We start from the raw sequence: 18,462 nt of genomic DNA, 5'->3' as shown, positions 1-18,462 counted from the left end.
TTCCGGTAACGAACAAGGTGGGAAGGTTGTTCCCGACGTTCTCCGCAGCGGAGCCCGTCGCCTGTGAGAACTCGACGGTCACACTGTCGTCGTTGTTTATCGTATAGGTCGTCGTGGTCTGCGGACCCAATGTTAAAGTGCCATCGGAAGTGGATAATGAAAATACAATATCCTCATCTGGTTCTACCTCAGAATCATCTGTTATTGAAAGCCCTGTAATTGGTAAATTAGATGGAGAAGTATAATCAGCGGCAGGGATTACCACCACCTGTGGACTGGTAAAGGCATAGTCCGTGCCCGATGTGGCGGTCCCCGTCCCGGCGTCCGTGACCGTAACAGAAGTATCAGCGCCAAGTACACCCCCAGACACTATGAGCTCAGGGAGGTTACCACCATTAGCCTCGGCATCCGAACCAGTGGCCTGTGAGAATTGGACATTAATCTGCCCAAACCCTACTCCAATCCCTAAAAGAAAAAAAAGTACAAAGAAAATGTTTCTACGAGCTGCAATGCTCCGCAGTGGATTTGAGGGATTTTTAAAGAAGGTCGACATCACCAATACTATCAGTTTCAGTTTGTTTTAAAGCTAAATGTAGGTTGGTAATTTGGGAGCTACCAATATTACGAAAAAGGCAAGGAACATCCTTGCCTATTTAGTTTAAATCTCTATTTATTCGGATAAACTGTGATACCCAATTAAGAAACTTCGGCAGAACTGGTTTCTGCCTCGCGATGTATTTTCTTTACCAAGCCTTGCAATACCTTACCTGGCCCTACTTCCACAAAGGATGTGGCACCATCTTTCACCATTTGCTGTACGCTTTGCGTCCACTTTACCGGGGCGGTCAATTGCAGTATCAGATTCTTTTTGATTTCCTCGGCATCGGCTACGGCCGTAGTGGTCACATTTTGATAAATAGGACAGCTTGGCGTCTTAAATTCCGTAGATTCAATGGCTGCTGCCAATTCTTCCCTTGCCGGCTCCATCAATGGTGAATGGAAAGCCCCTCCAACAGGCAATAAAAGTGCTCTTCGAGCTCCGGCTTCTTTCATCTTTTCACAGGCAACGTTTACAGCATCCACCTCTCCGGAGATCACCAACTGCCCGGGACAGTTATAGTTAGCGGGTACTACAATACCTTCAACTTCATTACAAATCCTTTCTACCACCTCATCTTCCAAACCTAAAACTGCAGCCATGGTACTAGGTTGAATCTCACATGCTTTTTGCATGGCCAAAGCACGTTGCGAAACCAGTTTTAAACCATCTTCAAAATTCAAGGTGCCGTTGGCGACCAAAGCGGAAAATTCACCTAAGGAATGACCTGCCACCATATCCGGTTTAAAAATATCGCCTAACACCTTGCTCAAAATCACGGAATGCAAAAAAATGGCCGGTTGGGTCACCTTGGTCTGTTTAAGATCATCAGCTGTTCCTTCGAACATAATATCCGTAATGGAAAAACCCAATATCTCATTGGCCTTTTCAAAGAGTTCTTGTGCTTCGGAGTGGTTTTCGTACAGGTCCAAGCCCATACCTACAAATTGCGCTCCTTGTCCTGGAAAAATATATGCGTTCATAGTTGTCGAGTTTTTTTGAGTGGGACAAAAATAGGGAATATTCTTCGATAGCTTTTGGTATAGTTGGATTGTTGGATTTTCGGATAAATAGACTTTAGGATTGGTGGCCTATGGTACCTGAACCTATTGGTTACCTAATCTTCCTTAAACCAGCTGGAATATTTTACGTAATTATTGGCAATCCTATCTATTTCGCCTTTGGAAAGCTCCGGGCTGATATCCTTTATTTTTTTTGCGGGCATTCCTGCATAAATACTTCCTGCTTCAACCTTTGTTCCCGTGGTCACTACCGCTCCGGCAGCTATAATGGAATTGCTTTCCACCACGCAATCATCCATAATTATACTTCCCATTCCTACCAAAACATTGTCTTTAATAGTGCATCCATGTACAATGGCATTGTGGCCAATGGACACATTATTTCCTATTGTGGTCGAGGATTTTTGGTAAGTACAATGTATAACGGCCCCATCTTGCACATTTACCTTATTGCCCATTTTTATAAAATGGACATCTCCCCTGATCACTGCATTGAACCAAACACTGCATTGATCTCCCATGCTAACTTCACCTACAATAACAGCATTCTCGGCAATAAAACAATCTTTTCCAATTTCGGGGGACTTACCTCTTACGGGTTTAATGATCATTGAAATGAATTTTAAATTTTTATTAAAGCATATTCGACCATGGTCGGTGTGACCATTTATTGAAAATACGACAATAGATCGGCTTTTTTGGATGCGGACACGGAAAGTTCCTTGCCGTTGGACAGCACCACACTGCCTCCTTTTCCTTTTTTATATTTCACCACTTCGGTTACGTTTACCAAATACGATTTATGGATACGAGCAAAAGAATAGGACTGTAAGGCCTCTTCAAAATACTTTAGTGTTTTGCTCACCACGATTTTTTTCTTTTCGAGATAGATTTCGGTATAGTTGTCATCTGCTTTGCAGAAATAGATATCGGACACATCCAGCACTTGAAAACCATCTTGCTGAGGCAATGTTATTTTACCTTCTGCCCGAGCAGGTCGGGCCTGTAGTACTTGTCCTTCCAAGGCATTTTCCTTTTCCTTAATGGCCCTTACATAATCCACTGCCTTGATCAATTCATCAATATTGATGGGCTTCATCAAATAATAAGCAGCATGATGGTTTAGCGCATCCATGGCATACTGATTATAAGCCGTGACGAAAATAGTCTCAAAAGTACGATCTGGAATCTGGTCCAACAGGTCAAACGCATTGCCAAATGGCATCTCCACATCCAAAAACACCAGGTCCGGATGCTGTTTTTTGATTTGAACCAAACCTTCTTCAATAGTGGCGCCCTCGCCAAGCAAGGTGATATTTTCACAGTATTTCGCCAAGTAGTTCCGAAGGATTTCCCTGCTATTGGCTTCATCTTCCACAATGACCGCTTTGAGTTCCATTATTGTTTTTTGAGTCTTAGGGATACCCGCGTACCCGTTTGGTCGTTATTTAAATCGGAAATGGATACCTCCACCCTATTTTTGTACATGTCGTTCAAAATTCGGATTCGTTTTTGAATGTTACCCATTCCTTTGGACTTCTGTTTTTTCTGATTGGCCGTCTTCAACGCGGCCGATTTTTTTCTTCCAATACCGTTGTCCTCAATACAGATTTCGAGCATATCCTTGGTTAGCTGCCTTACTTTGATCTTTAAAAATCCTTTCTCATCCTTGTAGCGCAAGCCATGCCAAATGGCGTTTTCGATATACGGCTGAAGTAACATGGGCGGAATATGGAAAGCATCAATATCGATTTTTTCATCCACCTCAATTTCATAATCAAACTTTTCGGAGAAGCGGGAATGTTCCAGTTTCACATAAAGTTCCAGCAACTCCAATTCTTTCGCCAAAGGGATAAAGTCCTCTTCGGAATTCTCCAACACACTGCGCATAAGCACCGAGAACTCGCTTAAAAAACGATTGGCACTTCGTTCATCGCTCTTGGCAATGTAATTGTTCACAGAGTTGAGCGCGTTAAAAATAAAATGGGGGTTCATCTGTGTACGCAGCGATTTCAATGCCAACAGGTTGTTCGCCAGTTTTTGCTGTTTGTTGCTTCGGTAGTACAAAAATGCCGTGAGTGCCAGTGAGGCAATTCCAAATATCAACGAATAAATGATCCACTTTTGGCGCTTGCTGGTCTCCTCGTACAACTGCTGTTCCGTTACCGCCAAGCTGTATTTACTTTGACTGAGTTCTCTTTCTTGTTCCAAGCTCGAGATTCGGTTCTGTGTATTTGCGATCTCTCGGTTAAAGCGGGCTGCTCTCGATATTTCCTGCTCCTTTCTTACGTACAGGCTATCTACCACAGCTACATAATCCTGATAAGACTCCAAAGCCTTGGTATAATCTCCTTTATTCTTGTACACTTCGGATAATTTTCGTGTCGCATCCTTTTGCACCACCAAATCATCGTCCTTATCCGCTTCCACAATACTCTTTTCAAGGTAAGGAATGGCCTCGTCCAACTTATCTTGGGCAATATAGGCATTGGCTATTTTATAGTTGATGCGCTGTGAGGTAATGGTATCCCTGGTTAGTGAAATTCCTTGGTCCACAGAAGCCACTCCCGGTCTGGCAAGCGAATTCAGTTCATTCAAGTTTTTTTTACGGAGCTGGATCTCATCATTGTAGCGACTTTTTTGATTGTAAAAATCAGCCACTTTTTCACTTTCCTGAATCAGTCTTTCCGGCGCCACTTTTTTGGAAAGGTCCAAAGAGTTTTGATAAAAACCTTCGGCCTCGATCACTCTGTCCTCACTGGCAAATACATCTGCTATCTTCGAACTCAGATCAATCTCCTTTGGAGGGATTTGATTTTTTTCAGCAATAAGAAGTCCTTCTTGATAATATTCCTGGGCCCGTTTTAGGTTTGAGAGCCCTTTATTGGCGTCACCTAAAGCTTCATAAAGTTCTATCCGCTGATAGGGAACCATGTTTTTAACTGCCACCAAAGGTTCTAAAACAGCTATTGCATTTTCATGATCGTCATTCAACACATACGCCTGACCCAACAACAACTCGGTTTTGTTGGACTTTTGCGCAGCCAAGGCATCCTTAAGGTTGGTGATGGCCAAATCGTACTGCTTGTGAAACATATAAATTTCACCAAGTGCCCTTAAAGAAGAGGATAGCTCCCTTTTATTACCAGAGTTACCCAGAGATTCCATGGATTGGGCAATAAAATCGATGCTTTTCTCAAAATCGGTCTTTTTATAAAAATTGGCCGAATCCAAAAAGCGCTGATGGTCCATCAAACTATTTCTGGATGGGGGTGCTTCGCGCTTTTGCTTACGGGAAGAAGCTGTGGCTTCATAGCCCTTTACGAGCACATCCACATCTTCATCTGATTTGATTCGATAACGCACGGTTTCCAACTCGGTGCCTTCAAAAATCAACAGGTCTCCTATTGCCGCCTTTATTTTAAATTCTCCTAAGGCATTGGTTGTAGTGTACGCGCCCTTATCCGTAGTGACTTGTACCCCGGAAATGGGTGCACGGCTCTCCATTCCCTTCACGGAACCCTTTATTTCCATTTCTGCCCTGGCATTTCCAACTTGCGCCAAGGTACCCAAGGACGTTAACAGCAACAATAATACTATGTAAGCCTTTTTCACCATAACTATAGGTAAACATACTATTTTAAAAAATGACCTGTTATTGATTTTCACGAAAAAACATGCTGATTTTCCCGGATTACGAAGTTGCAGGTATCAGTTGCTCATTTTAACCCTCCTTTCACTCATTCTGGATTTTTTTTGCCGAAAGTTGCCGATAGATTTACCTCAACATTAAAAATTATTGCATCATGAAACATATCAATTACATACTGGGCTCAGCACTTTTGTTGTTTATGACCGGTACTTCCTATGGCTGCAACCTCAAGGCCCACACCAAAGAAAAAACTACATTGATCACCCCACATGCCAGTAAAAAGACCAAAGAACAATTTGTTAAGATCGCCTTGTTGTTGGATACCAGCAACAGCATGGATGGACTCATCAATCAGGCCAAGGCACAATTATGGGACATTGTAAACGAATTTACCCATGCCAAATGCGGCACCAATGCGCGACCATCCCTTCAAATTGCCCTTTACGAGTACGGAAACGACAATCTTTCGTCCCAAGAAGGTTACATAAGGCAGGTTTTGGGTTTCAGTAACGACTTGGATGAGATATCGGAAAAGCTTTTTTCACTTACTACCAACGGAGGCGAGGAATATTGTGGACAAGTAATCCACACTTCGTTAAAGCAATTGGATTGGGGCAAAAACGCGGATGACCTTAAAATGATCTTCATTGCCGGGAATGAACCATTTACTCAAGGAAAACTGGATTTTAGGGATGCAGCGACCAATGCCAAGGAAAAGGATATTATCGTAAACACGATTTTTTGCGGTAATTATGAGCAGGGTATTTCCACTTTGTGGAAAAAAGGCGCCATGCTCACTGGCGGTGAGTACATGGCCATTGACCATAATAGGCACGTTGTACATATACACACTCCATATGATGACATTATCATCCGTCTGAATTCAAAATTGAACAACACCTACATTTCCTATGGTTCCATGGGCATGCGAAAGAAAGAACTACAATATGCCCAGGATGCCAATGCGGCAAATCTAGAAGAGGCCGTTGCGGTTAAACGAGCTGTGAGCAAAAGTTCAAGGTTGTACAAAAATTCACAATGGGACTTGGTGGATGCGGCAGAGGCTGACGAAGTCGTCATCTCAGAATTAAAGGACGCAGACCTGCCGAAAGAACTCCAAGGAAAATCCGAAATTGAAATTATGACCTACATCAAACAAAAGAAAACGGAACGGGAAGAAATCCAACAAAAGATACAGGAACTCAATGCCAAACGTGAAGTTTATATTGCCGAGCATCAAAAAGAGGAAATGGGAGAGCTTGAAAATGCCATGCTATCGGCCATAAAGGCTCAGGCCTCCAGGAAAAATTTTACCTGGGATTAGTGGTATTGTTGAACAGCTGATTCTAAATGGTCCATCGATATCGGTGGGCCATTTTAATTATTGGCAGCAGGACAATAGCAATCATATCGTTTTCCTTGATCGTTCTGTCCAAATTCGTAACCCAAGGTGATCTGATGAAAACCACCATTATCAAAACGAATATCGCCCGATTGATAGGAGTAATTGTAAGAGAACATAAACCTGTTCACATTCACCCCAATAATCGGTGTGAATAATTGCAGTCGTTGCTCACCAAATTGACCATTGGATTGAAATTGTGCCCCATCAAAACTGCGACGATAGGACAATCCTGCCCATACTGTTCCAAAACTTACATCGCGGTATACCTTAGCGTTCAGGTCCACGGTCTTCTCTTTGGTAAAGTCCGTCATCTGAAACAAAATGGATGGTTCTATTCTTGTTTCCCTGCCAAAAACATATCCCACGGAGAACAAGTACCTCCTTAAGTTATCAAACTCAGCAGCTGTGTACAGGTCTCGTCCAGTACCCAAAATATTAAGAACGGCAGCATGGGCATAGAATTCGAACAAGTTGTAGGAAACACCAAGATCCATGTTAAAATAACTGGTAGTGTTTTTTACCCCGGTCACCACAGGGTCTGGAATTACAGATCTAAATTCTGTTTCGTCCAAACTACTCAAAATAACGCCCGCACTTAAACCAAAAGACAGCTGGTTGAGCGTCCTAAAATCGCCCCCTAATTGAAGATGGTGCGCATAGGTAGCTTTGAAGCCGGTTTGCGAATGGTAACCATTGGAATCGTTAAAAAGTATACCCCCTATTCCACTGCGCTCACCTACCCTGGAATTTATATTCAATGTTTGCAGGCTAGGTGCCTCGTCCACATTAAACCATTGTTTTCTGGCCGTAAGACGAATTTTGGTGCCCTCTGCAATACCTGCCATGGATGGATAGACCAAATAATAATTGTCCGCCAAGTAGTCAAAATACACTGGGATTCCCTCCTGTGCCTTGGCCATACTTCCAAAAAACAGGGTTATAATAATTGAGGTTAAGATGCGTCTCATGTGACGGATGGGGCTAATGGTTGTTCACTACAATAAAACAATAAGATAACGGAAAGCCGCATACATTATTATAATATTTTGCTACGCATCTGAACTATTGGTATTTTTGCATTAAATATTCAAGATGAAAGAGTACAATATCACGATAGTTTCGACCAACAACCCCAAAATCATTAAATTGGAAGCCAACCATTTTTTGGTAAAGGGCAACTACGAATATAAAAATATAGACGAGGCCAAAAATTCGCCACTGGCCCAACAACTTTTCTACCTTCCGTTTGTAAAGACCGTTTACATTGCAAGCAATTTTGTGGCTTTGGAAAGGTTCGACATTGTAGAATGGGAGGATGTAAAGGACGAAGTGGCCCAACAACTGGTGGAGTACCTCAATGCAGGGGAACCCGTGGTAAACGAAGAGGATGTGAAAAAGAAGCAACCCATTACAGTTTACGCCGAGGTAACGCCCAACCCTGCGGTAATGAAGTTCGTATCCAACAAAAAAATCGTACCCAGCACCTACGAGTTCAAGAACATCGATGAGGCAAAAGAATCGCCTTTAGCGATGGAACTGTTCCACCTTCCTTTTGTTAAGGAGGTGTTTATGGACGAAAACTATGTTTCCGTAACTAAATATGAAGTAGCCGATTGGGAAGAAATCAATATGCAACTCCGAGAATTTATTAGGGACTATCTGGCCGATGGCAAAGATGTTGTGACGGCGGAAGCCATTCAAAAAAGCAAGGAAACCGTAGAGCAAAACAAGGCTGGCACGGATTACGATGATACATCGCTCCAAATCATAGATATTTTGGAAGAATATGTAAAACCGGCGGTTGCAGGTGATGGAGGTAACATTCTTTTCCAGTCGTACGAAGAGGAAAGCGGAACGGTGAGCGTAATCCTCCAAGGTGCCTGTAGCGGTTGCCCATCCTCTACTTTCACTTTGAAAAACGGAATCGAAACCATGCTAAAGAACATGATGGGTGAAAAAATCAAAGAGGTTGTTGCCCTAAACGGTTAATTAACTTGATTTTACTGCCATTTTCCCATCAAAAATTGTTAAATTTTAGGGAATCAAAAAAACACATTAACCATGGCAGTTTTAAAAGTTATCGAAGTATTGGCGAATTCCAACAAAAGTTGGGAAGACGCGACCAACAAAGCATTGGAACAAGCTTCAAAATCAGTTAAAAACATTCGTTCCATCTACATCAATGAGCAAAGTGCCACTGTAAAAGATGGAAAAATTGATGACTATAGGGTAAACGTAAAAATCACCTTTGAAGTACAGTAAAAGAATGAAAGAAAAGAGAATGCGTCCCGAACGGACGCATTTTTTTATGCTTAAACATAATGAGGTAATGAAAAAAGTACTTTTCTTCATACTAGTTTTAACAGCAGCCTTAAGTTGCAAAAAAAAATCCGACGAAGTGAGCCATAAACATACCAATGACCTAATCCACGAGACAAGCCCATACCTTTTACAACACGCCCATAACCCCGTGAATTGGGAAGCATGGCATCCCGAAGTACTGGAAAGGGCCCAAAAGGAAGATAAGCTTCTTCTCATCAGTATTGGATATGCCGCTTGCCATTGGTGCCATGTTATGGAAAAGGAATGTTTTGAGGACGAGCAGGTGGCCCAAGTGATGAACGATAACTTCATCAACATAAAAATTGACCGTGAGGAACGGCCGGATGTGGACCAGATCTATATGGACGCCATACAAATGATATCCGGACAAGGTGGGTGGCCCCTTAACATTGTTGCCCTGCCCGACGGGAGACCTTTTTGGGGAGCTACCTATGTTCCCAAGGACAATTGGATAAAATCATTGGAACAACTCGCTGAGCTTTACAAAAAGGACAAACCGCGGGTTACCCAATACGCCAGTGATTTGGCCAATGGGCTACATGCCATCAACCTCGTGGAAAACGAAAAGGACAGTGAACTCTATTCTTTAGAACAATTGGACGCCTCCATACACAATTGGACACAATATTTTGATACGTTTTTGGGAGGACATAAGCGTGCTCCAAAATTTATGATGCCCAATAACTGGGATTTTTTATTGCATTATGCCACCGCAACCAACAATCCCGATATTATGGATTTTGTGGACACTACGCTCACACGTATTGCCTACGGAGGCGTTTACGACCATGTTGGCGGAGGGTTTTCCCGATATGCCGTTGATGTAAAATGGCATGTACCGCACTTCGAAAAAATGCTGTACGATAACGGTCAACTGACAAGTTTGTATGCGAAAGCCTATGCCGTAACAAAAAATGACCTGTACAAGGATGTTGTTAATGAAACCGTGGCTTTTGTAAAAGAAGAGCTTTTGGACCAAAGCGGTGGTTTTTATTCCTCTTTGGATGCCGATAGTTTGGACGAAAATGGAAAATTGGAAGAGGGTGCCTACTATGTTTGGACGAAAGAGGAACTTACACAACTGTTGGGCAACGATTATGAAGTGTTCCAAGAATATTACAACATCAATTCCTATGGGCATTGGGAAGATGAGAATTATGTACTCATACGGGACAAATCCGATAAAGAGATTGCTGAAAAATTTCAAATCCCCGTTCCAGAGTTGAAAGCCAAAATAAACACGGACCTGACGCTTCTCAAAAAGGAAAGAAACAAACGCCCAAGACCAAGACTGGATGATAAAATATTGACTTCTTGGAACGGATTGATGCTCAAAGGACTTGTGGATGCCTATCGATATTTGGGCGAAGAAGAGTACTTGGACCTGGCATTGAAGAATGCAGCATTCATCCAACGGGAAATGATCCGGGAAGATTATTCACTTTACAGAAATCACAAGGAAGGTAAGAGTACCATCAATGCCTTTTTGGACGATTATGCCACCGTAATCGATGCGTATCTCTCCTTGTACGAAGCAACTTTTGATGAAAAATGGCTGGATTTGTCCAAAAATCTACTTGACTATTCCATAAAACATTTTCAGGATGAAGAATCGGGTATGTTCTTTTACACCTCGGACAAAGACCGTTCCTTGATTCGAAGGACCATTGAAATCGATGATAATGTGATTTCTTCCTCGAATTCCATGATGGCCATTAACTTGTTCAAAATGCATAAGATTTATCCGGAAGAAACCTATGGAGCTGCATCCAAACAAATGTTGAAAAACGTTCAAAAGGATTTTGATAAGAGAGCGCAAGGGTTTTCCAACTGGCTGCATTTGGTTCTGTTCGAAAACCAAAATTTTTATGAAATCGCAGTGCTTGGCGAAAATTACAAGTCCATGGGTCAAGAGCTGGCAAAGGCGTATGTTCCCAATAGCATTTTGGTAGGATCAGCAAAAGATGGCCATCTGGAACTGCTGAAAAACAGGACAGTACCTGGAAAAACATTAACTTATGTCTGTATCGAGGGAGCATGCAAACTCCCTGTGGCCAGTGCCGAAAGGGCTTTGGAACAATTATAGATGGCTTTAACATTAACATTTGTTTAAAAACCTTTTCTTTTATTTCATTTGAATATTAACTACGTTGCTATTTAAACTAAAAAACCATTATGGAAGAACTAGAAAATTATCAAGATTACCTAGACCAAGCAGTTGAATGGGCAATTGGCATAGTACCAAGTCTTATTACGGCCATTGTCATATTTTTTGTCGGTCTTTGGGTGATTACATTCATCAATAAAATGGTGCGTCGCTTTTTCAAGAAAAAGGACTACGACGAAACCTTGGAATCCTTTCTCCAAAGTTTTATCAGCATTACCCTAAAAGCTTTGTTGTTTGTTTTGGTTATTACGCAGTTGGGTGTCAAGACCTCATCTTTGGTGGCCATAGTGGGTGCTGCCGGTCTTGCCATTGGTTTGGCCCTACAGGGCTCCCTGGCCAATTTTGCAGGTGGTGTCCTTATTTTGATTTTCAAGCCTTTTAAAGTAGGTGATTTTATTTCTGCCCAAGGCGTGGACGGAACCGTAAAGGAAATTTCTATTTTCAACACAAAACTGAGTACGTTCGGTAACCAAATTGCCATCATCCCTAACGGACAACTGTCCAACGGAAACATTATCAACTACAATATGGAAAACACCCGTAGGGACAAAATAGATGTTGGTATCGGCTATGGCTCCAACATTAAGGAAGCCAAAGAAATTCTTTTAAAGATATGTGCCGAAAACCCTAATATTAACACAGAACCTGCCCCCGAAGTGTATGTAGGTGCCTTGGCAGACAGTTCGGTAAACCTCACCTTGCGTTTTTGGGCCAATAACGATGTATTTTGGCCAGCACACTTTTATGTGATCGAACAAACAAAATTACGCTTTGATGCTGCTGGAATAGAGATTCCTTTCCCACAACGGGTTATGCACAAAGCTATGGAAGATTAATTTTTCTTCTTTTTTTGCTGAAGTACAAAGTCCTTGAGGTAGTATGGTTCAAAATAGGCAACATCCTCAAATTGATTGGACTTGAACTTCTGGAAAGCAATTGGAGCCATCTGTTTTGCAGAGGGAACAACAGAATCGTTAAAAACAAAATTGGGGTGTTGCAAGACACCCCTACATTTTTCTGCACCGCTCCCTGCAACGTAAACTTTATGGCCAGAAACATAATCGGCAAAAGATGCTTCATTGATAACTTCTGCACGGGTTTCGCGTATTTCTTGGTAATCGTTATTATAAACGCAAGCGTATACTTCCATACGTCTGGCATCCAGAACAGGAATTACCATTTCCCCCGGTTCTAATTGCACTTGATGCGCCATGCTTTGCAAAGTTGGAATGGAAATCAAGGGCAAATCCAGGGAAAAACACAATCCTTTTGCCGCAGACACCCCAATTCGGAGTCCCGTATAAGAACCTGGCCCCTTACTTATGGCAATGGCATCCAAGTCCGAAAATAACAAAGAAGCCTCTTCCAAGGCTTCTTTTATAAATACGTGCAATTGCTCGGAATGCGAATAATTCGCCGCATTGTTCTCTTTTAGGACAACAACTTTATCGTCCTTTGAAATGCTCACGGAGCAATTGGTAGTCGCAGTTTCTAAATTTAATATTATGGCCATAGCGGCCACAAAGATACTAGTTTAATGCAATGGGTATACCAAAATAGAATTCCAAAATTTTCAATCGGAAAATGTAGTTGTACTTGGTCCTGATCACATCTGCCTGGGCATTTTCCAGTCTAGCCTGTGCTTGACTAAAATCAAAGGCGTTCATTAAACCAACATCGTAACGCTCCTTGGCATATTCGTAGGACAAACGCCTAGCCTCCAAAGTTTTTTCGGCTGCAACATAGGCTTTCTCGAAAGTACCCACATCCACATAAGCCTGTTGTATAGCGTTTTCCAAATCCAGCTTATCCTGTTCCAACTGTAATCTTGCTTTCTCCAAGCTAATTTTTGAACGTTTTACATTGTTGCGTGTGCTCCATCCGTTAAAAATGGGAACACTTAATTGTGCACCGTAACTAATACCATCAAAAATCCAAAGCTGATCGGTAAAATTAGGAGTATAAGGAACACCGTTTCCATCAGGTATCTGGGTTACATCAGAATACCGTGTACCGTACTGGAAGAAACCGGACAAAGTTGGCAAGTAAGCCCCTTTGGCAATCTTAAGATCTTGCTCGGCCACTTCAACATTGGTTTCAGAGAACTTGATATCATTTCTAAAGCCCAATGCCTTATCAAAAATCACCTTAGGAGAATTGTCCAAAATATCGGAAGGTGGAATATCGAACTCTTCTTCCGCTATATCAAAGTTCTCGTAATCGGTGATCTGAAGTAATTGTGCCAAATTCACCCTGGAAATAACAACCAAGCTCTCGCCGTTGATTATTTGCTGTTCTTGATTGGCAGCTGTAGCCTCAATTTCCAAAAGGTCCCCTCTGGGAACAACTCCCGATTCCACCAATTCCTTGGTTCTGATAAGGTCTTGTTCCGTAACTGCGTATTGCGCCTTAAAGGTTTTAAGCTGCTCTTTATTGGAAACCACTTGCAAATAGGCATTGGCGACGTTCAACCGGATATCGTCCTTTAGGTTTTCCAAACGGTATTGATTGGCTATTGCACTCATTTTTGCCCTGTTCAAGCGGTTGATATTCCTTAACCCGTCAAAAAGGGTTACGTTGGAACTAAACCCGGCATTCACGTTGAAAGCGGTGCTATTGGTGGGCAAGTTGTTCGTTGGATTAATGGAGAAACCCGTATTACTTGAGGCCGACGTGGACCCGTTCAAGCTGGGAAGAAGATTCCCCAGGGCATCTGATTTATCGATTTTGGCATTCTCCAAATCCAGTTCAAATTGTTCTACGGTCAAATTGTTTTCCACTGCATATGCCACGCATTCCTCAAGTGTCCATTTGCGTATTTGAGCACTCGAAAAGGTAACGGCGAACAACAGTAGTACTATCGTTATGCTATTTTTCATTCGTTTTTTGATTTTGGTTTTAAAAATGATTGTGAGCATCGATTAACCTTCGTCAGATTTCTTCTCAAGCTTGTTCCAAACTTTGATCTTATCATCTTCTCCAATGCCTGAAACGATTTCTACATCTATACCATCACTGACACCCAATTCAAGGTCCCTGCGCTCAAATTCATTTTCGCCGGTTTGCACTTCCACATATGGCTTTTCTGTCTCCTTGTCAAACTGAAGCAAAGCTTCTTTAATGGACAGCACATCTTTTTTCTCTTCCAATACAATGGATGCGTTGGCACTGTAACCTGCTCTTACATAAGAAGTACTATCGCTATCTTTTACATCCAGATCACCCTCGATCTTAAATTGAACCGCACCTTCCTCTTCTACACCTTTAGGTGCAATGAACTTAAGTTTTGCATCGAACTTTTGCTCTTCCAGCGCGCCAAGACTGATTTCCAATGGCATACCGACATGCAGTTTACCAACTTCAGCCTCATCCACCTCTCCTTCAAAGATCATCTTGTTCATATCGGCGATGGTTGCAATAGTAGTACCTTCGTTAAAGTTGTTACTTTGAATGACCTGATCTCCCTCTTTAACGGGAATCTCTAGGATGGTCCCGGAAACAGTGGCCCTAATATTGGTGTTGGCACTCGCCGAACCTCCAGCAGAACCTTTTCTAATAATCTGATAATCAGCCTGTGCATTTTTCAATTCTTGCATGGCCTGCTCATAGGTCAGCTTCAAATTGTTGAAGTCCTGGTTCGAAATCACCCCTTTGTCAAATAAGGTTTTATTTCTATCGTACTCCAATTTAGCATTGGACAGTGCCAATTCGGCATTTCGGACCCTACCTGCCGCTTGGTTCAAAGATTGCTCATTGGGAACTACCTTGATTACGGCAATAAGGTCTCCAGATTGTACTCTAACACCCTCTTCCAAAAGGATCTTATCGATGATACCGGAAATTTGAGGTTTGATATTGATCTCATCCTCAGGAATAACCTTTCCGGTAACGATTACCTTATTTACGATGTCCTTTCGTTCTGCTGTTTCGGTTTTATACAGCTCTACAGGAGTACTGTTCTGCTTTAAAAAGTAGACTAAAGCGGCCAAAATACCAATGACCACTACCCCTATCAATCCGTATTTTACATACTTGTTCATTCTTGTTTATTTGATTTCGTTATTTAATTGTATTGATGATTATTCTTCTCTTAATGCATCTATGGGTTTTATTCTTACAGCTCGGTTGGCCGGCAACAATCCGATGAGCACGCTCAGTCCTACCATTAAAATGAATGATATGATAAACTGCGGCACACTGATCATTGGTTTTACAAATGGAAAATCATCCCCACTGCCCCACATGGCATTTAAAATGGACAATATCCCAACTGCAATGGCAAAACCTACCAAGCCGGCAAATGCCGTTAACACAATGGCCTCTACAACAATCTGACGTTTCACTATCTTGGGTGTTGCCCCCAGGGCCCTTCTTACCCCGATTTCCTGTGTACGCTCTTTTACAGTAATCAAAAGGATATTACTGATCGCGATTACACCTGCCAAAAGGGTAAAGATTCCAACGAAAAATGAAAATCCTTTTAGAACCGTGGTAAACGCAGTGATATTGTTGAATATTTCGGACAAATCGAAGCTACCAATGGCACGTTCATCATCTGGATGTATATCGTATTTGGCCTTTAAAATGTCCTTTATTTGTTTTTCAACGACCGGTACCGGAGTGCTTTCTTCCACGGCTATGGCCATCCAGCCCATTCTATCTCCAGAATTAAATGCTTTTTGGAACGTGGTAAAGGGTATAAAAACCGCATTTTCTCCATCAATATTGATGTTGTTGTTCGGTTTATAAATCCCTACGACCGAGAAATAAATACCATTGATACGAATGTCCTCGCCTATGGCTTTTTCTCCTTTATCGAATAAGAGTTTATAGGTTTCCTCCCCGATCACACATACTTTTTTTGAACCTTCAATATCGGTTTGGTTCAAAAATCTACCTTCCACCAACTTCTTTTTGGTGATATTGTCTATTTCCGGAAAATCACCATACACAGCGGAACCACTTGTTTGTCCGTTTCTGTAAACGGTTACGATTCCCCTATGGTTCCCCAATTCAATTCGAGGGGCCAATACTTCAATTTCAGGAATCTGTGTTTTCAGAATGCTTGCATCTTCAAGTTTGTATCGGATTCTTCTTCCCCGCTCAAAACCTTTGTAAGGCTCGGAGGTTGATTGTCCCCAAACAAACAAGCTGTTCGAAGCCGTTCCGGCGAAAAGCTTATTGAACCCATTGCTCATACCATTGGCAGAGCCCAATAACAGAACCAAGATGATCATAGCGAAGATAACTCCAAGCATGGTCAAGAAGGTCCTTAGCATATTCTTGCCCAGGGTATGAAAAATTTCTATCCACAAGTCTTTATCAAATAACCACATAACTATTTATCACTTAGTGCAACAATGGGTTTAACATTTGCAGCTTTCATGGCGGGCAGCAAGCCTGCCAATACTCCTGCAATTACCAATACAATAGTGGCCGTGACCACGACTGAAAGGCTTACGGATGGATTGCTAAAAGCCGGTGTCTGAATCGTAGGGCCTATGGCGGCCAATATCATCCAAGCAAACAACAATCCCACAAAACCTGAAATTGCCGTAATAAAAACCGACTCCAACAGTACCAAGTTCACAATTTGGCTGGGCCTTGCTCCAAGAGCTTTTCGTATTCCAATTTCTTTGGTTCTCTCCTTAATGGTAAATACCATGATATTGCCTATACCCACAATACCCGCAACCAGTATTAAAAACCCGACACCGATACCAATCCCCTTCAAAACAGCCGTAAAACTACTTATGTTGTCATAAGCCTCTGCGTAATTGAATATGTAGAGGCCCGATTGATCTTCTGGGTCAATTTTATGGCGACGCTTCATTATGTCCTCCAATCTACTCGAAAACTCCAATGAGGTAGAAATGTCATAGGTTGGATTGTAGGTCAGAGCGATCATGTTTATATCATTGGTGTTCTTATAAATCCGTTGATAGGTGCTTATGGGAGCATATATCCTTCTTTCGGCATTGTCATCGCCATCATCCGTAAAGACTCCGATGACCCTAAAGGGCAATCCATTGAATTCCACAAATTTGCCCAAGGGGTCTTCATCTTTAAAAAGATCCTCCGCCACTTTTCTTCCGATAACTGCAACTTTGGCCTTGTTAACGATATCGGCCTCATTGATGTATCTACCGGAAACCACCAATGTTTTTTCTATGGCCTGATGATCGGGGTGTACAGCTTGCACAGAATAAGAACCGGTCTCATCTTTGTACCTTGCCGTTGCGTTGGCATAATACCTTGCGCTTATATACTCGACATCCTCAGGAAAGCTTTGCTTGATATATTCCACATCATCGTTTTCCAATTGGATTCTTCTACCTTCTTCAAAACCACCATAGGCTTTGGATGTAGTTCCCGGGCGCACAAAGATGGAGTTGGTAGCGTCATCGTTGAACTGGTTGTAAAAACCATTTTCCATGCCGTTCACAGAGGCAAGGAGCATTACCAATATAAAAATGGCCCACCCCACTGAGAAACCCGTTAAAAAAGTTCTGAGCTTATTGGTCTTCAGCGTATTGAATATTTCCTGCCAAACGTCACGATCAAACATACTGTTCCGCTCTTACTTGTTCGATTTTTTTATCCTCCACGATAACACCATCCTTTAGGTGTACTATTCGTTTGCACATGTGGGCAATGTCCTCTTCGTGGGTCACCACCAAAATGGTATTGCCATCATCATTGATTTTTTGGATAAGGTCCATTACCTCATAGGAAGTTGTACTGTCCAATGCACCGGTCGGCTCATCTGCCAGCAGCACTTTTGGCTCTGCAGCCATGGCCCTTGCAATTGCCACCCTTTGCTTTTGACCACCGGACAACTCACTTGGTAAATGATCTGCCCATGGTTTTAGGCCAACTCTTTCCAAATACTTCATGGCCTTTTCTTGGCGCTCTTTTCTAGGTACTTTCTGATAATAAAGTGGAAGGGCAACATTCTCCAAAGCACTTTTATAATTGATCAGGTTAAAAGACTGAAAGATGAATCCCAAAAATTTGTTTCTATATTGGGCAGCTTTGGTTTCGCTCAAATTTTTGATAGGTACACCATCTAAAGTATACTCACCGGAATCCGCGCCATCCAACATTCCCAAAATATTCAACAAAGTAGATTTTCCAGACCCTGAAGAACCCATAATGGCCACCAGCTCGCCTTCTTCTACTTTAAAATTTATCCCTTTTAAAACATGAAGGACGTTACTCCCCATTTTATAGGATTTATGAAGATCTTTGATTTCTATCATGATTGATGATGTT

The 18,462-nt window shown here is 42.0% G+C and carries 17 protein-coding genes; 5 read left to right on the top strand and 12 right to left on the bottom strand.

The genetic code is table 11. The features are described 5' to 3' along the window. The 5 genes from J0X13_RS12865 to J0X13_RS12845 all read right to left on the bottom strand — a co-directional run. The coding region (locus J0X13_RS12865) for a Calx-beta domain-containing protein (RefSeq protein WP_207071809.1) at nt 1-553 on the bottom strand (553 nt) is incomplete at its 3' end. Between the two features lie 143 nt (nt 554-696). Then, the gene (gene fabD, locus J0X13_RS12860) at nt 697-1,581 is read right to left on the bottom strand and encodes an ACP S-malonyltransferase (RefSeq protein WP_207071808.1); all 885 of its coding nucleotides are present in this window, start codon (nt 1,579-1,581) and stop codon (nt 697-699) included. Nucleotides 1,582-1,715: 134 nt separating this feature from the next. Continuing rightward, entirely contained in the window at nt 1,716-2,231 is a 516-nt protein-coding gene (locus tag J0X13_RS12855; protein WP_207071807.1) for a gamma carbonic anhydrase family protein, read from the bottom strand. Between the two features lie 56 nt (nt 2,232-2,287). Further along, nucleotides 2,288-3,019: a LytR/AlgR family response regulator transcription factor gene (locus J0X13_RS12850; RefSeq protein WP_207071806.1), complete on the bottom strand. Its 732-nt coding sequence runs from the start codon at nt 3,017-3,019 to the stop codon at nt 2,288-2,290. Continuing rightward, nucleotides 3,019-5,238 (bottom strand): tetratricopeptide repeat-containing sensor histidine kinase, encoded by a 2,220-nt coding sequence (locus tag J0X13_RS12845; protein WP_207071805.1) that lies wholly within the window; start codon nt 5,236-5,238, stop codon nt 3,019-3,021. The genes J0X13_RS12850 and J0X13_RS12845 overlap by 1 nt, the downstream gene beginning before the upstream one ends. A 188-nt stretch (nt 5,239-5,426) precedes the next feature. Between J0X13_RS12845 and J0X13_RS12840 the strand changes: the two genes are divergently transcribed. After that, nucleotides 5,427-6,596, top strand: coding sequence for a vWA domain-containing protein (locus J0X13_RS12840; RefSeq protein ID WP_207071804.1), 1,170 nt, complete (start codon nt 5,427-5,429; stop codon nt 6,594-6,596). 53 nt (nt 6,597-6,649) lie between these two features. On the opposite strand, the gene J0X13_RS12835 is transcribed toward J0X13_RS12840, so the two are convergent. Beyond that, on the bottom strand, nt 6,650-7,645 hold the full coding sequence (locus tag J0X13_RS12835) for a PorP/SprF family type IX secretion system membrane protein (protein ID WP_207071803.1): 996 nt from the start codon (nt 7,643-7,645) through the stop codon (nt 6,650-6,652). Nucleotides 7,646-7,769: 124 nt separating this feature from the next. Here J0X13_RS12835 and J0X13_RS12830 point away from each other — a divergent pair, with 124 nt between their 5' ends. From J0X13_RS12830 to J0X13_RS12815, 4 genes are all read left to right on the top strand, one after another. Beyond that, nucleotides 7,770-8,666 (top strand): NifU family protein, encoded by an 897-nt coding sequence (locus tag J0X13_RS12830; protein WP_207071802.1) that lies wholly within the window; start codon nt 7,770-7,772, stop codon nt 8,664-8,666. Nucleotides 8,667-8,738: 72 nt separating this feature from the next. Next, nucleotides 8,739-8,939, top strand: a complete 201-nt coding sequence (locus tag J0X13_RS12825; RefSeq protein ID WP_207029564.1) for a dodecin family protein — start codon at nt 8,739-8,741, stop codon at nt 8,937-8,939. Nucleotides 8,940-9,006: 67 nt separating this feature from the next. Next, entirely contained in the window at nt 9,007-11,106 is a 2,100-nt protein-coding gene (locus J0X13_RS12820) for a thioredoxin domain-containing protein (RefSeq protein ID WP_207071801.1), read from the top strand. Between the two features lie 89 nt (nt 11,107-11,195). Continuing rightward, a complete protein-coding gene (locus J0X13_RS12815) occupies nt 11,196-12,023 on the top strand; it encodes a mechanosensitive ion channel family protein (protein ID WP_207071800.1) in 828 nt (275 codons plus the stop codon). On the opposite strand, the gene tsaB is transcribed toward J0X13_RS12815, so the two are convergent. The 6 genes from tsaB to J0X13_RS12785 are packed head-to-tail and all read right to left on the bottom strand — an operon-like array spanning nt 12,020 to nt 18,449. Beyond that, nucleotides 12,020-12,700 carry a tRNA (adenosine(37)-N6)-threonylcarbamoyltransferase complex dimerization subunit type 1 TsaB gene (tsaB, locus tag J0X13_RS12810; protein WP_207071799.1) on the bottom strand — a complete coding sequence of 227 codons (681 nt, stop codon included), beginning with the start codon at nt 12,698-12,700 and terminating at the stop codon, nt 12,020-12,022. The two genes, J0X13_RS12815 and tsaB, sit on opposite strands and share 4 nt — an antisense overlap. 16 nt (nt 12,701-12,716) lie before the next feature. Continuing rightward, entirely contained in the window at nt 12,717-14,066 is a 1,350-nt protein-coding gene (locus J0X13_RS12805) for a TolC family protein (protein ID WP_207071798.1), read from the bottom strand. Nucleotides 14,067-14,108: 42 nt separating this feature from the next. Next, the gene (locus J0X13_RS12800) at nt 14,109-15,227 is read right to left on the bottom strand and encodes an efflux RND transporter periplasmic adaptor subunit (RefSeq protein WP_207071797.1); all 1,119 of its coding nucleotides are present in this window, start codon (nt 15,225-15,227) and stop codon (nt 14,109-14,111) included. 39 nt (nt 15,228-15,266) lie between these two features. Continuing rightward, nucleotides 15,267-16,466 (bottom strand): ABC transporter permease, encoded by a 1,200-nt coding sequence (locus tag J0X13_RS12795; RefSeq protein ID WP_242535729.1) that lies wholly within the window; start codon nt 16,464-16,466, stop codon nt 15,267-15,269. A gap of 59 nt (nt 16,467-16,525) precedes the next feature. After that, nucleotides 16,526-17,755 carry an ABC transporter permease gene (locus J0X13_RS12790; protein ID WP_207071795.1) on the bottom strand — a complete coding sequence of 410 codons (1,230 nt, stop codon included), beginning with the start codon at nt 17,753-17,755 and terminating at the stop codon, nt 16,526-16,528. Next, nucleotides 17,748-18,449 (bottom strand): ABC transporter ATP-binding protein, encoded by a 702-nt coding sequence (locus J0X13_RS12785; RefSeq protein ID WP_207071794.1) that lies wholly within the window; start codon nt 18,447-18,449, stop codon nt 17,748-17,750. Before J0X13_RS12785 ends, J0X13_RS12790 begins: the two co-directional genes overlap by 8 nt. Between the last annotated feature and the right edge of the window lie 13 nt (nt 18,450-18,462).

The organism is [Muricauda] lutisoli (nom. illeg.), from assembly GCF_017313105.1.
GTDB classification, from domain to species: domain Bacteria; phylum Bacteroidota; class Bacteroidia; order Flavobacteriales; family Flavobacteriaceae; genus Flagellimonas; species Flagellimonas lutisoli.
The sequence above is the reverse complement of the archived record's forward strand: the minus strand, read 5'-3'. Positions and strand labels throughout refer to the sequence as shown.

Bases quoted from the DNA above. Each gene is read 5' to 3' on its own strand.
- J0X13_RS12800 (WP_207071797.1), bottom strand. From the start codon at position 15,227: ATGAACAAGTATGTAAAATACGGATTGATAGGGGTAGTGGTCATTGGT.
- tsaB (WP_207071799.1), bottom strand. From the start codon at position 12,700: ATGGCCATAATATTAAATTTAGAAACTGCGACTACCAATTGCTCCGTG.
- J0X13_RS12820 (WP_207071801.1), top strand. From the start codon at position 9,007: ATGAAAAAAGTACTTTTCTTCATACTAGTTTTAACAGCAGCCTTAAGT.
- J0X13_RS12815 (WP_207071800.1), top strand. From the start codon at position 11,196: ATGGAAGAACTAGAAAATTATCAAGATTACCTAGACCAAGCAGTTGAA.
- J0X13_RS12825 (WP_207029564.1), top strand. From the start codon at position 8,739: ATGGCAGTTTTAAAAGTTATCGAAGTATTGGCGAATTCCAACAAAAGT.
- J0X13_RS12795 (WP_242535729.1), bottom strand. From the start codon at position 16,466: ATGCTAAGGACCTTCTTGACCATGCTTGGAGTTATCTTCGCTATGATC.
- J0X13_RS12845 (WP_207071805.1), bottom strand. From the start codon at position 5,238: ATGGTGAAAAAGGCTTACATAGTATTATTGTTGCTGTTAACGTCCTTG.
- J0X13_RS12805 (WP_207071798.1), bottom strand. From the start codon at position 14,066: ATGAAAAATAGCATAACGATAGTACTACTGTTGTTCGCCGTTACCTTT.
- J0X13_RS12835 (WP_207071803.1), bottom strand. From the start codon at position 7,645: ATGAGACGCATCTTAACCTCAATTATTATAACCCTGTTTTTTGGAAGT.
- J0X13_RS12840 (WP_207071804.1), top strand. From the start codon at position 5,427: ATGAAACATATCAATTACATACTGGGCTCAGCACTTTTGTTGTTTATG.
- J0X13_RS12850 (WP_207071806.1), bottom strand. From the start codon at position 3,019: ATGGAACTCAAAGCGGTCATTGTGGAAGATGAAGCCAATAGCAGGGAA.
- J0X13_RS12790 (WP_207071795.1), bottom strand. From the start codon at position 17,755: ATGTTTGATCGTGACGTTTGGCAGGAAATATTCAATACGCTGAAGACC.
- fabD (WP_207071808.1), bottom strand. From the start codon at position 1,581: ATGAACGCATATATTTTTCCAGGACAAGGAGCGCAATTTGTAGGTATG.
- J0X13_RS12830 (WP_207071802.1), top strand. From the start codon at position 7,770: ATGAAAGAGTACAATATCACGATAGTTTCGACCAACAACCCCAAAATC.
- J0X13_RS12785 (WP_207071794.1), bottom strand. From the start codon at position 18,449: ATGATAGAAATCAAAGATCTTCATAAATCCTATAAAATGGGGAGTAAC.
- J0X13_RS12855 (WP_207071807.1), bottom strand. From the start codon at position 2,231: ATGATCATTAAACCCGTAAGAGGTAAGTCCCCCGAAATTGGAAAAGAT.